The sequence below is a fragment of the Streptomyces sp. NPDC001709 genome (assembly GCF_053596375.1).
Genome location: NZ_JBSFGB010000018.1, coordinates 1 through 13,931, shown reverse-complemented (window position 1 = coordinate 13,931; position 13,931 = coordinate 1). Strand labels below are relative to the sequence as shown.

The following is a 13,931-nucleotide window of genomic DNA, read 5'->3' as shown; positions in this document are numbered from 1 at the left end:
CTCCTCCCGTTTTGGTCACCTCACCGCGACCACCGCCGATCCGTGCCCGAACAGCCCCTGGTTCGCGGACATCCCCACGCGCGCGCCGGTGATCTGCCGGTCGCCCGCGGCGCCTCTCAGCTGCCAGGTCAGCTCGCAGACCTGGGCGATGGCCTGGGCCGGCACCGCCTCCCCGAAGGAGGCAAGGCCGCCACTGGCGTTGACGGGCGTGCGGCCGCCCGGAGCGGTGGCTCCCACCCGCAGGAGCTTCGCCCCCTCGCCCTCGCCGCACAGCCTCAGGTCCTCGTACCACTGCAACTCCAGCGCGGTGGACAGGTCGTAGACCTCGGCCAGGGACAGGTCCTCGGGGCCGATGCCGGCCTCCTCGTAGGCGGCCCGGGCGATGGAGGCCCGGAAGGTCTCGTCCGCGGCCTCCACCGCCACAGCGGAGTCCGTGGCGATGTCCGGCAGGTCCGGCACCGTGTTCGGGAAGCGCGGGGTCACCGTCGACACCGCCCGGATTCGCACCGGCCGGGCCACACCGTGCCGGTGCGCGAAGTCCAGGCTGGAGAGCACCAGGGCCGCGCCGCCGTCGGACGTGGCGCAGATGTCGAGCAGCCGCAGCGGATCGGCGACCACCGCGGACGCGGCGACCTCCTCCGCGGTGACCCGCTTGCGGTAGCGGGCGTACGGGTTGAGCGCACCCATGGCGGCGTTCTTCACCTTGACCAGGGCGAAGTCCTCCGGTGTGTCCCCGTGCACCGCCATCCGCCGCCGTGCGTAGAGCCCGAAGTACGCCGGATTCGTCGCGCCCAGCAGACGGAAGCGCAACCAGTCCGGATCGTCGGGGCGCTCCCCGCCCGCGGGCCGGAAGAACCCCTTGGGCGCCGCGTCGGCCCCCACCACGAGGACGACGTCCGCGAGCCCGGCGAGGATCTGTGCCCGTCCCGTGGCGATCGCCTGCGCCCCGGACGCGCACGCCGCGTACACACTCGCGACCCTGGCTCCCTGCCAGCCCAGGGCTCTGGCGAACGTAGCTCCCGCCACATACCCGGGATAGCCGCCGCGCACCGTGTCCGCGCCCACGACCGAGCCGACGTCCCGCCAGTCGACGCCGGCGTCCGCGAGCGCCGCGCGGGCCGCCGCCGTCCCGTACTCCACGAAGGAGCGCCCCCACTTGCCCCATGGGTGCATGCCCGCGCCGAGCACCGCCACGTCCCTCGTCATGCCCTCACCCCCGTCGGCCGCCAGTGCCAGGTCGTCCAGGTCGTCTCCGCGTCCTCGTGGAGCACCCCGGGGACGACCTCCACCTCCATGCCCACCGTCAGATCGGCGACGGTGACCCCGGGAGCCGCCTGTCCCAGCACCACGATCCGCTCGGCCTCCAGCTCCACCGCGATCAACGCGTACGGCTCCCACGGAAGTTCCGGATTACTCACATAGGGTGACGGCGGACGGTATCGACTGTCCGTGTACGACCAGATTCGCCCTCTTCGTGACAGGCGTACCTCCTCCAGTGAGTCACCGGCGCAGTGCGGGTTCCGGCAGTGGACGTCCTCGCGCGGGAAGAACACCGTGGCGCAGGACGAGCAACGGGTGCCCAGCAACCGGAAGCCGTCCCCCTCGCCGGCGAACCAGCCGGCGACCGCGGGCGTGCGTGTCCGAGACAAAGCCCCTCCCTGCCCCTAAAGATCTGACGGATCGTCAGAAGTGTGTCACGGGCATCCGGAAATGGGCAGGGCGCAGACATGACACGACTCACCAGTGCAGTCCGCGGTCTCGTCACCGCCCTCGCCGCCCTGCTGGCCGTGACCGCCGCCTCCGCCACCGCGCAGGCGAAGCCGGAGCCCAAGGCGCCGAAGGACTTCGTGGCCCTGAGAACCGTGGACCCGACGATCATCCAGGAGATCCGTTACTTCACCCCGCACAACTTCGTCGGCGAGCGCATCGACGGCTACGAGCAGCCCATCTGCATCCTCACCCGTCCCGCCGCCGAAGCCCTCCACAAGGCGCAGCTCCACCTGCTGCGCATGGGCTACACCCTCAAGGTCTACGACTGCTACCGCCCCCAGCGCGCCGTGGACCACTTCGTCCGCTGGGCCAAGGACCTCGGCGACCAGGCGACGAAGGGCGAGTTCTATCCGAACGTCGACAAGACCCGCCTGTTCGCGGACGGTTACATCGCCGAGAAGTCCGGCCACAGCCGCGGCTCCACCATGGACCTCACGATCGTGAAGCTCCCCGCGAGGCCGACCCGGCCGTACTACCCGGGGGAGCCGCTCGTGCCGTGCTACGCGCCCAAGGATGAGCGATTCCCGGACAACTCCGTCGACATGGGCACGGGATTCGACTGCTTCGACACCCTTGCGCACACGCTCGACCCACGGATCCAGGGGGAACAGCGCGCCAACCGCCTGCTGCTCAAGAACACCCTGGAGGACCTCGGATTCGTGAACCTCGCCGAGGAGTGGTGGCACTACACGTACAAGCCGGAGCCCTATCCGGACACCTATTTCGACTTCCCCGTCTCCCGGAAGTCGCTCATCAACGGAGACTGAGCCGCCTGCACAAGACGCCCCTCTTCTGATCGGATACAGTCCGCGCGTGTCCGAAACTCAGCACTCAACTGCCAACTCCGCACCGGACTCGCACTGTTCCGGTTGCGGAGCGCCCTATGGAGAGGGCGTCTCCGGCTGGCCGCGCACCTGCCCGTCCTGCGGGACCGTCGCCTACCGCAACCCGCTGCCGGTCGCGATCGCGCTCCAGCCCGTGTACGACACCAAGGGCACGGCCCTGGTCGTCATCACCCGCACCATCGCCCCCGCGCGTGGCGGCACGGCACTGCCCGGCGGCTACATCGACGACCGGGAGGACTGGAAACACGCCGTCGTCCGCGAGCTCAAGGAGGAGACCGGCATCGACGCGGCCGCGCGCGACGTGCGCCTCGTGGACGCCATGAGCTCGCCCGACGGGCACCTGCTGCTGTTCGGACTCCTCCCGGAGCGCCCGGCGGACGGACTCCCGCCCGCCGATCCCACGGACGAGACCGAGGGCTGGCGGCTGCTGCGCAGGCCCGAGGAACTCGCCTTCCCGCTGCACACCATCGCCGTACGGGCCTGGTTCGAGGGCCGGTACGTCTGAGCCGCGCGGCTCAGCCGAGCCCCCGCACCCGCACCAGGTAGGGCGGCGCGGCGGAACCGCCCTCCCGGTCCCGGGTGACCACCACCTCACGGCCCTGCCGGCGGGCGACGTAGCGTTCGATCTCCGGTTCGTCCCACCCGTCGCCCGCGTCCGGCACGACCAGGCCGCCTCCGGTCCGGCCACGCGCGGGTGCCCACACCTCCAGCTCCAGGCCGCCGTCGGCACCGCGCACGGGGATGACCGCACCCGCGCGCGCGAACACCGGTATCCGCGACAGCGGTGCGTCGACGAGAACCCGGGCCGGCCCCTCGTACGCCTCCTCCGTCACCGTGTCGTACCAGCGGCCCCGCGGCAGCTGCACCGCCCGCCGGTCGGCACCCGGGTCCAGTACCGGAGCCACCAGCAGACCGTCCCCGAGCAGAAACGTGTCCTCGCAGTCGCGCAGCGCCCGGTCCTCCGGCGACCCCCACCACAGCGGCCGCACATAGGGCGCACCCGTCCGCCGGGCCAGATGCGCCAGCGTCATGAAGTACGGCAGCAGACGCCTGCGCTCGAGCAGCGCCACGCGCGCGTGCTCCAGCACCCCGGCACCGAACTCCCAGGGCTCCCGGCGCCCCGCCCGCAGACTCGCATGGGTGCGGAACAGCGGCAGATAGGCGCCGAGCTGGAACCACCGCAGATACAGCTCCGGTGACGGACTGCCGTCGAAACCGCCCACGTCCGGGCCCGAGTACGGCACCCCGCACAGCCCGAGCCCCAGCACCAGCGACAGCGACGCCCGCAGCCCGGGCCAGCCCGTCGCCACGTCCCCGGACCAGGTGCCCCCATAGCGCTGCATCCCGGCCCAGCCCGACCGGGAGAACAGGAAGGGACGCTCCCGGGGCGACAGCTCGCGCAGCCCCTCGTAACCCGCCCGGGCCATGCAGAGCGCGTACACATTGTGCGCCTCCCGGTGATCGCCCCCGCGCCCCTCCAGGGCGTGCCGGGACGAACGCGGCAGGGTGGGCTCGCCGAAGGCGTTGAACGACGTCGGCTCGTTCATGTCGTGCCAGAAGCCCGCGAAGCCCTGCCCCAGCCGCTCCTCGTACAGCCCGCCCCACCATGTGCGCACGCGCGCGTGCGTGAAGTCCGGGAAGACCGACTCCCCGGCCCACACCACACCGCGCACCGTGCGCCCGGAGGAGTCCCGCACGAAGGCGTCCACGGCCGAGCCGCTGTCGTACACGGGGTTGCCCGCCGCCCCCCTCACCGCCGGATCGATGATCGACACCATCCGGATCCCGTCCCGGCGCAGCTCCTCGGCGAGTTGCGGCAGCTTGGGGAACCGCTCCTGATCGACGGTGAACACCTGGTGGTCGTCGTAGTGGTCGATGTCCAGGTGGACGGCGTCCAGCGGCAGCCCGCGTTCCTGGTAGCCCGCGACGATCCGGCGCACCTCCTGCTCGCTGCCGAAGCCCCACCGCGCGTGGTGGTGACCGAGCGCCCAGGCGGGCGGCAGCGCGGGCGCCCCGGTCAGCGAGGCCCACGTGTGCAGCACGCGCGCGGGGGTGCCCACCATCACCCAGCAGCGCAGCGGACCGCCGTCCATCCGCACCTCGCAGCGCCCCGCCCGGTCGTGCCCGGACCCGGCGCCCTCCTCGCCCTCCCGCAGGACCACCGTGCCGTCCCAGGTGGTGTCGTGGAACACCAGGTGCGTGCCGGCGTCGGCCACCACGAGCTGCACCGGCATCGTCACATACAGCGGATCGTCGCCGCGGCCGAAGGCCCGCCCGGGATCGGTGTTCCACAGCCGGTACGTGCCGTCCCGCAGCCGCGGCCCGGACGCCCTGCCGCCCAGACCGAAGAAACGGGCGTCCGCCGCCACCTCCGACCGCTGCATCCACCGCGCCGTGCCCCCGCCGACCGGTTCCCACCAGCGCGGCGGCAGATCCCGCCGCAGCATCACCCCGCCGGGTGTACACACCTCCACCGCGCCGTGCCGCGAGACGGTGACCGTCACCCGCTCGGCGACCACCCGCCAGCCGCCGTCCTTGTCCGGCTCCAGCACCGCCCGCGGATCCGGGTCCGGACAGCTCCCCGCGAGCGCGTACGAGGGCTGCGCAGCCGCCCCGTCCCAGCCCCAGAACACGGCCCCGTTCACCGCGACGGTGATCCGCAGCTCGGACCGGGCGAACCGGATCAGGCCGCCGCCCGGCCCCGGCTCCACACCCACCACCTGACCTGGGACCCGCGCCCGCTCGGCGCCCCGGCGCGGCAACCCGGCGGCGTCGATCCGCCGCCTGCGCCACGCGGCCCGTACGGTACGCAACCCCTGAGCCGCCTTCCCCGAACCGACCACACTCACCGAACGCACCAGGTCACGACCGTCCATGCTGCTCACCCTGCCACTGCGCACCCCACGCGCGCGTGTCGTTCAACTGCCGTTCACCCGTGCCGGGACCACATCTTCACGACACTCACTATGTGGGGTGCACCCTGGTGTAGAAGTCGATCACATGGCATCGTCCCTGTCAGCCGCGTCACGCGCACACCCCAGCCCGTGCGCGGACCGACGCCCACGACGCGCACAGCCCGGGAGCCGCCCCCATGTCGACCGCGAACCCCCAGCCGCTCTGGCAGCCCGATCCCCAGCGGATCGCCCAGGCCCGCATCACCCAGTTCCAGGCGTGGGCCGCCGAGCACCACGGAGCCCCGGCCGAAGGCGGCTACCCCGCCCTGCACCAGTGGTCCGTCGACCAGCTGGACACCTTCTGGAAAGCCGTCACGGAGTTCTTCGACGTGCGGTTCTCGACGCCCTACGCGCGCGTGCTCGGCGACCGCGCCATGCCCGGCGCCCAGTGGTTCCCCGGGGGCACCCTCAACTACGCCGAGCACGCCCTGCGCGCAGCGGCCGACCGCCCGGACCAGCCCGCCCTCGTGTACGTCGACGAGACCCACGAACCGCGCCCGGTGACCTGGTCCGAACTGCGCCGCCAGGTCGGCTCCCTCGCCGCCGAACTCCGCGCCCTCGGCGTCCGCCCCGGTGACCGTGTCAGCGGCTACCTGCCCAACATCCCGCAGGCCGTCGTCGCCCTGCTCGCCACGGCCGCCGTGGGCGCCGTGTGGACCTCCTGCGCCCCCGACTTCGGCGCGCGCAGCGTCCTCGACCGCTTCCAGCAGGTCGAACCCGTCGTCCTGTTCACCGTCGACGGCTACCGGTACGGCGGCAAGGAGCACGACCGCCGCGAGATCGTCGCCGAGCTGCGCCGCGAGCTGCCCACGGTGCGTGCCGTCGTCCACATCCCGCTGCTCGGCACCGAGGCGCCCGAGGGGGCCCTGGAGTGGTCGGCGCTGACGGCGGGGGACACCGAGCCCGTCTTCGAGCAGGTCCCGTTCGACCACCCGCTCTGGGTGCTGTACTCCTCCGGCACCACCGGCCTGCCCAAGGCCATCGTCCAGTCCCAGGGCGGCATCCTGGTCGAACACCTCAAGCAGCTCGGCCTGCACTGCGACCTCGGCCCCGAGGATCGTTTCTTCTGGTACACCTCGACCGGCTGGATGATGTGGAACTTCCTCGTCTCCGGCCTGCTCACGGGCACCGCGATCGTCCTCTACGACGGCAGCCCCGGCTACCCCGACACCGGCGCCCAGTGGCGGATCGCCGAGCGCACCGGAGCCACCCTCTACGGCACCTCCGCCGCCTACGTCATGGCCTGCCGCAAGGCCGGCGTCCACCCGGCCCGCGACTTCGACCTGTCCACGGTGAAGTGCGTCGCCACCACCGGCTCGCCCCTGCCGCCCGACGGCTTCCGCTGGCTGCACGACGAGTTCGCGGAGAGCGGGGCCGACCTGTGGATCGCCTCCGTCAGCGGCGGCACCGACGTCTGCTCCTGCTTCGCCGGCGGCGTGCCGGTCCTCCCCGTCTACACCGGCGAACTCCAGGCGCCCGGCCTCGGCACCGACCTGCAGGCGTGGGACCCGAGCGGCAAGCCCGTCATCGACGAGGTCGGCGAGCTGGTCGTCACCAACCCCATGCCCTCCATGCCGATCCGTTTCTGGAACGACCCCGACGGCAGCCGCTACCACGACAGCTACTTCGACACCTACCCGGGCGTCTGGCGGCACGGCGACTGGATCACGGTCACCTCACGTGGCACCGTGATCATCCACGGCCGCTCCGACTCCACCCTCAACCGGCAGGGCGTGCGCATGGGTTCGGCCGACATCTACGAGGTCGTCGAGCGCCTGCCCGAGATCAGGGAATCCCTCGTCATCGGCATCGAGCAGCCCGACGGCGGCTACTGGATGCCGCTGTTCGTGCACCTCGCGCCGGGCGCGGTCCTTGACGAGGCACTCCTGAACCGCATCAAGCAGGCCATCCGCGAACAGCTCTCGCCGCGCCACGTACCCGACGAGATCATCGAGGTACCCGGCGTGCCGCACACCCTCACCGGCAAGCGCATCGAGGTCCCCGTCAAGCGCATCCTTCAGGGCACGCCTTTGGAGAAGGCGGTCAACCCGGGCTCCATCGACAACCTCTCGCTGCTCGGCTTCTACGAGGAACTCGCCCGCAAGCGCGCCTGACCCCCCCGGGGCGGATCACCCCCCGTAGGTGGCCTCGGACTCGCCCAGCACGGCGGCGAAGTCCGAGGCCAGCCGCGCGGCGTCGGCCGGCTCCAGCCCCGCGGCCGTGATCCGCACCCCCGGCCCGGAAGCCAGGCGGAACCGCGCCCCGGCCGCGACCCACCAGCCGTACGACCGCAACCCGTTCACCACCGCCGACTCGTCGCGCACCGGCACCCACAGGTTCATTCCGCTCGCGGCATGCGCCGCGACCCCCCGTTCGGCCAGCTCATGGGCCAGTGCCGTGCGCCGCAGCGCGTACGTCTCACGCGCGCGTGCCACCAACGCGCGCGTGCCGTCGTCCGTCATCAGCCCGAGCACGGTCTCCTGCAACAGGTGACTGACCCAGCCCGAGGTCAGCAGCAGCCGCCCGTCGTGCCGGGCGAGCGTGACCGGATCACAGGCCGCGGCCGCCCAGCGCAGATCCGTCCCCAGGAACTTGCTGACGGTCCGCACATGCACCCAGCGGGCCGGCCCGGCACCGGTCACCGTGTGCAGAGCGGCGTCGGCCACCTCGGAGGCATGGTCGTTCTCCACGACCAGCACATCGGGTGCTTCCCGCAGCACCTCGGCCAGCGCATCGCGACGGGTGACGGAGAAGGACCCGCCGTACGGATTCTGCGCCCGCGGACTGAGCACCACGGCCCGTACCCCGGCCCTGAGCGCTCCGCGCAGGGCCTCCGGCCGCATCCCCTCGTCGTCCACGGCGACCGGGACGGTGCGCAGCCCCAGCGCCGCGACCAGATCCAGCAGGTGGTGATAGCCCGGATCCTCCATGGCCACGCCGTCGCCGGGACGCAACTCGACCGACAGCACCCGCCCGATCAGGTCCAGCGCCCCGTGCGCGAACGTCACGTGCTCCACCGGGACGCCCTCCGCCCCCAGCCAGTCGCGCACCGCGTCCTCGAGTCGCGCCAGCCGGGGAGCGGAGCGATGGGAGTGGGCGCCGGGGGAGAGCCGCGACGCCGGCAGCAGCGCGGGCAACAGGGCCGGATCAGGGTGTCCACCGGCCAGGTCCCGCAGCCCTTCGGGCACCTTGGGCGGCCGCCGCGACGCGACCGCGGGGGCAGGCGCGATCACCGTGCCGCCACGCCCGCGCGTGACGACGATGCCGCGCCGCCGCAACTCCTTGTACGCGGTGGCGACCGTGCCCGGACTCACCCCCAGGTCGTCCGCGAGCCGCCGCACGGGCGGCAGCGCGGCCTCCGGGGCCAACGCCCCCTCCGCCACGCCGCGTTCCACGGATGCGGCAATTCCCTTGGCCGTCGTACCACTGATCTCATATTGTGTTGCCACGTTAATGATTATGTATCAATACATAACTGGCGGCAAGTTCCGCCCGAGGGGGAAACAGTGGATGCCAAGCCCGAGGCCGCGATCCGGCCGACGCGCATACCAGGAGGCCGCGACGGACACCGGATGCTGCTCGTCACCTTCATCGACCGCATCGGCAGCGGCCTGTGGGCATCCGTCTCCGTCCTGTACTTCACCTACGTCTCCGGCCTGTCCGTCGCCCAGGTCGGCACCCTCGCCGCCGTCTCCGGCGCGGTAGGCATCGCGGGCGCCCCCCTCGGCGGACGCATGGCCGACCGCTTCCCCCTCACCCGGATCCTGGTCGCGCTCCAACTTCTGCGCGCACTCGCGTCCTTCGGCCTGCTCACGACCGACCACTACCTCCCGCTGCTCGCGATCTCGGCCGTCGGCAGCCTCGGCGACCGGGCCTCCAGCGTCCTCACCAAGCTCTACGCCGCCCGCGTCGCCGGACCCGAACGCGTCCGCTACCAGGCCGTCAACCGCACCGCCTCCAACGCCGGCTGGGCCCTGGGCGGCCTCGGCGCCGCGGCCGCCCTCACCCTCGGCACCACCACCGCCTACCGCTGGCTCCTCACCGGCGACGCACTCTCCTTCCTGGCGATCGCACTCCTCACCCTCACCTGCGCGGAACCCCGCGCCGCCGGCCGCATCGCCGCCACCGCCGGCGCCACACCCGGCAACACCAGGCCGGCCAACCCCTGGCGCGATCGCACCTACCTCGCCTACGTCGCGACCGAGACGGTCCTCTTCCTCGACGACTCCGTCTTCCAGATCGGCCTGCCCCTGTGGATCGCGCACACCGAGGGCGTACCGCACGGTCTCGCACCCCTCCTGCTCGTCCTGAACAACGTGCTGGTGGTCGCCCTCCAGGTACCGCTCGCCCGCTACGGCACCACCACCGCGGCAGCCCGGAAACTGCTCGTCCCGCTGTCCGCCGCCTCCGCCGCCGGCGGCATCACCCTGGCCCTCTCCGCCACGGGCAGCACCCTCCAGGCGATCTGCCTGCTCACCGCGTCCGCCGCCCTCTTCACCCTGGCCGAGATGCTGCACGCCGTCGTGTCCTGGGAACTCTCCCTGGCCCTCGCCCCCGACACCGCCCAGGGCGCCTACCTCGGCGTGCACGGCCTCGCCCAGGCGGGCCAGCGCAGCCTCGGCCCACTCGCCGTCACCGCCGCCATCGCCACCGGGCCCCTCGGCTGGACCGCCTTCGGCGCCACCATCGCCGCGACCTGCGCACTTCAGCACCGCCTGGTCCGCGACCGTCTCCGGCGGAGCCCATTGTCAGTGCCGACGGTTACGGTGAGTGAGCATTGATCGACTGCACACCCAGGGGGAAACATGGCGCACACCGACCACCAGACCATGCGACGCGTCCTGCGCCGGGAGATCGCCGGCACCATCGGTCTGCTCACCGACGAACACGACTTCAGCGCCATGCGGCGCTACCGCAGCTTCACCTTCGACGACCACGCGACCTACCTCCGGCAGGTCGAGACCGTCCTCAAGGCCCGCGCCGCCCAGGGCACCCACACGACACTCGCCCTGTTCGACCCCGAGGACTACGCCGCCTACTGCGCGGAAGCCGACCTCGACCCGGAAGCCCCGGCCAGCCGGACCCGGTTCACCGCGGAACTCGCGGCCACCGGCCCCACCATCCCCTACGACGGCCGGCCCCTGGCCACCCTCGTGCCGGCCCTGGTGGACGAAGCCGTACGACAGGCCACCTGGGAGTACGCCACCACCCTGCTCTCCCGCCTGGGCCCCTGCCCCACCTGCGGCGAGGACATCGGCAGGGCGGCCTTCACCCGCGCCTCCGACCTCCTGGTCCGCATCCTCGACACCGCACCACCCGGCGACCGGCACCTGGTCTGCAGCGTCTCCGGACCACCCGACACCCTCGTCTCCGTCCTGCACGCCGACCAGGACGGCCACGACGGCATCCACCTGGACGAGGCCGAGGCCCTGGAATTCACCACCGTCCTCGCACTCGGCCTCGCGACCCGAAGCCCCGGCGGCCTCGTCCTGCGCACCAGCGCCCCGGACACGGCCGACCGCGTCTACGGCTGGCGACTGCGCTCCGGCGGCCTCGAACCACTCACCGCCGCCGAAGTGTTCGATGCCTACTGCACCGACGTCGAATCCGGCGACCTCATCTCCCCGGAGACCGGCGTCGACTACTGCGAGCCCCCCGGCCTCGGAGACGAGCGCACAGATCCGGGCCACCACCACTGAACGCACCAGGGGCGTCCCACCCGAAGGCGGGACGCCCCTGCACCCGGCACACGCACCGCGCCGCCGGTACGGCTACTCGCCGGACAGCACCGCCTGAGCCGCGCTGCGCGCCTCCTCGGCGCTGTCCGCGGCACGCGCGGCCGCCGCGGCCCGCTCGCACTGAGCCAGCGTGTACTTCGCGAGCGTCGCCCGGACATAAGGAATCGACGCCGCACCCATCGACAGGGAGGTGACCCCCAGACCGGTCAGCACACAGGCCAGCAGCGGGTCGGACGCGGCCTCGCCGCACACACCACAGCTCTTGCCCTCGGCCTTGGCCGCCTCCGCGGACAACGCGACCAGGTCCAGCAGCGCCGGCTGCCACGGGTCCTGAAGCCGGGACACCGCGCCCACCTGCCGGTCGGCCGCGAACGTGTACTGCGCGAGGTCGTTGGTCCCCAGCGACAGGAACTCGACCTCCTGCAGGATCGAACGCGCGCGCAGCGCGGCCGACGGGATCTCCACCATCGCGCCGAACTTCGCCCGCAGCCCCGCCTCACGGCAGGCGTCCGCGAACGCCTTCGCGTCCGCACGGTCCGCCACCATGGGCGCCATGACCTCGAGATAGACGGGCAGCCCCTCGGCGGCCTTCGCCAGCGCGGTCAGCTGCGTACGCAGGATCTCGGGGTGGTCCAGCAGGGTGCGCAGACCCCGCACGCCCAGCGCGGGGTTCGGCTCGTCGGCGGGAGTCAGGAAGTCCAGCGGTTTGTCCGCACCCGCGTCCAGCACCCGCACGACCACACGGCCCTCGGGGAACGCCACCAGCACCTGCCGGTAGGCCTCCACCTGCTTCGCCTCGGAAGGAGCCTTCTTGCTGTCGTCCAGGAACAGGAACTCGGTACGGAACAGACCGACACCCTCGGCCCCGGCCGCCACGGCGGCCGGTACGTCCGCCGGCCCGCCCACGTTGGCCAGCAGCGGCACCTTGTGACCGTCCGCGGTCGCGCCCGGTCCGGTCGAGGCGGCCAGCGCGGCCTTGCGCTCGGCTGCCGCGGCCTCCAGCTGCGCCTTCTTCTCCTCGCTCGGGTTCACGAAGATGTCGCCGGTGCTGCCGTCGACGGCGATCACCGTGCCCTCGGCGAGCTCACCGGCACCCGGCAGCGCCACGACCGCCGGCACACCCAGCGCCCGCGCCAGGATCGCGCTGTGACTGGTCGGCCCGCCCTCCTCGGTCACGAACCCGAGCACCAACGAGGGATCCAGCAGCGCGGTGTCGGCGGGAGCAAGATCCCGCGCCACGAGCACGTACGGCTGGTCGCTGTCCGGGACACCCGGCATGGGAACGCCCAGCAGCCGGGCGACGATACGATTCCGCACGTCATCGAGGTCGGCCACACGGCCGGCCAGGTACTCACCGGCACCGGCCAGCAGCTCCCGGTACGCCGCGAACGCGTCGTACACCGCACGCTCGGCCGTGCTGCCGACGGCGATCCGCCGGTCCACATCCGCCATCAGCTCGGGGTCCTGGGCCATCATGGCCTGCGCCTCGAGCACGGCCTGGGCCTCGCCCCCGGCCAGATTGCCGCGCGCCATCAGATCGGCGGCCACGGCGTCCACGGCCTGGCGGGCGCGCCCCTGCTCCCGCTCGGCCTCCTCCGCCGGGATCTGCTTGGCCGGCGGCTCCAGCACCGCCGTACCCATGTGCCGAACCTCGCCGACGGCCACGCCGTGGCTCACGCCGACGCCTCGCAGCGTTGTCTCCATCTCACCCGTCTCCGAGTAGTGCGGCGGGTCCCGCCGCCGCGGTGGTTGTCCTGATCGCCGTCCGGGGACGGCACTGCCGTCAGTTCCAGGCGAAGAGGCTGTCGCCGGCCTTCACGTCTCCGCTGTCACGGAGGTCGGAGAGGTTCTCGGCGGTGGCTTCCAGTGCGACGACCGGGCAGATCGGGGACTTGCCGGCGGCCTCGACGGCGGCCGGGTTCCAGCGCACGACGGCCTGGCCGCGCGTCACGGTGTCGCCCTTGCTGACGAGCAGTTCGAAACCCTCGCCGTTGAGCTGCACCGTGTCGATGCCGAGGTGGGTGAGCACGCCGTGCCCGTTCTCGTCCACGACGACGAAGGCGTGCGGGTGCAGCGAAACGATGACGCCGTCCACGGGCGCCACGGCCTCGGAGGGCTCACGCACGGGGTCGATCGCGGTGCCCGGGCCGACCATGGCCCCGGAGAAGACCGGATCCGGCACGGCGGTCAGTCCGATGGCGCGTCCGTCGAGCGGGGACGTCACGGTGGTCATGGGAAGCCTCCCAGGAGTGGAGCTGCTTACGGGCCGTCACTGAGCAGCAGCGTATGTCATATGAAGTGGCGGTTCCGTTTAGAAGCTACCAGTTAGTGGTCTAGACCACCAGCCCCCTGGATTTGCACCGCGTTCAAGGCCCCGTGTACAGTCGTACTCCTGCTTGGGACGGAAGAACGCGAGAGCGCCCCTACCAGGCAGAAACCAAACTCGTCAGATCCTGTCTCTGGATCCGCTTCTGCATGTTCGCAGGAGGGTGGTCAGAGAGACGGAAAAACCCTGGTAGAGTGTGAAACACCGAAGGGAAGCGCCCGGAGGAAAGCCCGAGAGGGTGAGTACAAAGGAAGCGACCGTTCCTTGAGAACTCAACAGCGTGCCAAAAATCAACGCC

The 13,931-nt window shown here is 71.9% G+C and carries 11 protein-coding genes; 5 read left to right on the top strand and 6 right to left on the bottom strand.

What is annotated here, in order from left to right:
• Positions 1-15: 15 nt before the first annotated feature.
• Complete coding sequence (locus ACWC0C_RS25250) at positions 16-1,206, bottom strand: lipid-transfer protein (protein ID WP_450866049.1); 1,191 nt, start codon at positions 1,204-1,206, stop codon at positions 16-18.
• Positions 1,203-1,649 carry a Zn-ribbon domain-containing OB-fold protein gene (locus tag ACWC0C_RS25245; protein WP_450866047.1) on the bottom strand — a complete coding sequence of 149 codons (447 nt, stop codon included), beginning with the start codon at positions 1,647-1,649 and terminating at the stop codon, positions 1,203-1,205. Before ACWC0C_RS25245 ends, ACWC0C_RS25250 begins: the two co-directional genes overlap by 4 nt.
• 78 nt (positions 1,650-1,727) lie before the next feature.
• Between ACWC0C_RS25245 and ACWC0C_RS25240 the strand changes: the two genes are divergently transcribed.
• On the top strand, positions 1,728-2,537 hold the full coding sequence (locus tag ACWC0C_RS25240) for a M15 family metallopeptidase (protein WP_450866046.1): 810 nt from the start codon (positions 1,728-1,730) through the stop codon (positions 2,535-2,537).
• A 46-nt stretch (positions 2,538-2,583) separates the two neighbouring features.
• Complete coding sequence (locus tag ACWC0C_RS25235) at positions 2,584-3,120, top strand: NUDIX domain-containing protein (RefSeq protein ID WP_450866044.1); 537 nt, start codon at positions 2,584-2,586, stop codon at positions 3,118-3,120.
• 10 nt (positions 3,121-3,130) lie between these two features.
• Here the strand turns inward: ACWC0C_RS25235 and ACWC0C_RS25230 are convergent, their stop codons facing one another.
• On the bottom strand, positions 3,131-5,491 hold the full coding sequence (locus ACWC0C_RS25230; RefSeq protein ID WP_450866043.1) for a glycoside hydrolase family 31 protein: 2,361 nt from the start codon (positions 5,489-5,491) through the stop codon (positions 3,131-3,133).
• A 215-nt stretch (positions 5,492-5,706) separates the two neighbouring features.
• Here ACWC0C_RS25230 and ACWC0C_RS25225 point away from each other — a divergent pair, with 215 nt between their 5' ends.
• Entirely contained in the window at positions 5,707-7,683 is a 1,977-nt protein-coding gene (locus ACWC0C_RS25225; RefSeq protein ID WP_450866042.1) for an acetoacetate--CoA ligase, read from the top strand.
• A gap of 15 nt (positions 7,684-7,698) precedes the next feature.
• On the opposite strand, the gene ACWC0C_RS25220 is transcribed toward ACWC0C_RS25225, so the two are convergent.
• The gene (locus ACWC0C_RS25220) at positions 7,699-9,018 is read right to left on the bottom strand and encodes an aminotransferase class I/II-fold pyridoxal phosphate-dependent enzyme (RefSeq protein ID WP_450866040.1); all 1,320 of its coding nucleotides are present in this window, start codon (positions 9,016-9,018) and stop codon (positions 7,699-7,701) included.
• Between the two features lie 57 nt (positions 9,019-9,075).
• Here ACWC0C_RS25220 and ACWC0C_RS25215 point away from each other — a divergent pair, with 57 nt between their 5' ends.
• Positions 9,076-10,350 carry an MFS transporter gene (locus tag ACWC0C_RS25215; protein ID WP_450866038.1) on the top strand — a complete coding sequence of 425 codons (1,275 nt, stop codon included), beginning with the start codon at positions 9,076-9,078 and terminating at the stop codon, positions 10,348-10,350.
• A gap of 24 nt (positions 10,351-10,374) precedes the next feature.
• The gene (locus ACWC0C_RS25210) at positions 10,375-11,268 is read left to right on the top strand and encodes a hypothetical protein (protein ID WP_450866037.1); all 894 of its coding nucleotides are present in this window, start codon (positions 10,375-10,377) and stop codon (positions 11,266-11,268) included.
• Positions 11,269-11,340: 72 nt separating this feature from the next.
• Here the strand turns inward: ACWC0C_RS25210 and ptsP are convergent, their stop codons facing one another.
• Both ptsP and ACWC0C_RS25200 read right to left on the bottom strand, forming a co-directional pair.
• Positions 11,341-13,011 carry a phosphoenolpyruvate--protein phosphotransferase gene (gene ptsP / locus ACWC0C_RS25205; protein WP_450866035.1) on the bottom strand — a complete coding sequence of 557 codons (1,671 nt, stop codon included), beginning with the start codon at positions 13,009-13,011 and terminating at the stop codon, positions 11,341-11,343.
• Positions 13,012-13,090: 79 nt separating this feature from the next.
• Entirely contained in the window at positions 13,091-13,540 is a 450-nt protein-coding gene (locus ACWC0C_RS25200; RefSeq protein ID WP_450866034.1) for a PTS sugar transporter subunit IIA, read from the bottom strand.
• Positions 13,541-13,931 lie beyond the last annotated feature (391 nt).

What these genes read in the sequence shown, in the direction of transcription:
- ACWC0C_RS25225 (WP_450866042.1), top strand. Translation starts at nt 5,707, where the DNA reads ATGTCGACCGCGAACCCCCAGCCGCTCTGGCAGCCCGATCCCCAGCGG.
- ACWC0C_RS25240 (WP_450866046.1), top strand. Translation starts at nt 1,728, where the DNA reads ATGACACGACTCACCAGTGCAGTCCGCGGTCTCGTCACCGCCCTCGCC.
- ACWC0C_RS25210 (WP_450866037.1), top strand. Translation starts at nt 10,375, where the DNA reads ATGGCGCACACCGACCACCAGACCATGCGACGCGTCCTGCGCCGGGAG.
- ACWC0C_RS25200 (WP_450866034.1), bottom strand. Translation starts at nt 13,540, where the DNA reads ATGACCACCGTGACGTCCCCGCTCGACGGACGCGCCATCGGACTGACC.
- ACWC0C_RS25230 (WP_450866043.1), bottom strand. Translation starts at nt 5,491, where the DNA reads ATGGACGGTCGTGACCTGGTGCGTTCGGTGAGTGTGGTCGGTTCGGGG.
- ACWC0C_RS25250 (WP_450866049.1), bottom strand. Translation starts at nt 1,206, where the DNA reads ATGACGAGGGACGTGGCGGTGCTCGGCGCGGGCATGCACCCATGGGGC.
- ptsP (WP_450866035.1), bottom strand. Translation starts at nt 13,011, where the DNA reads ATGGAGACAACGCTGCGAGGCGTCGGCGTGAGCCACGGCGTGGCCGTC.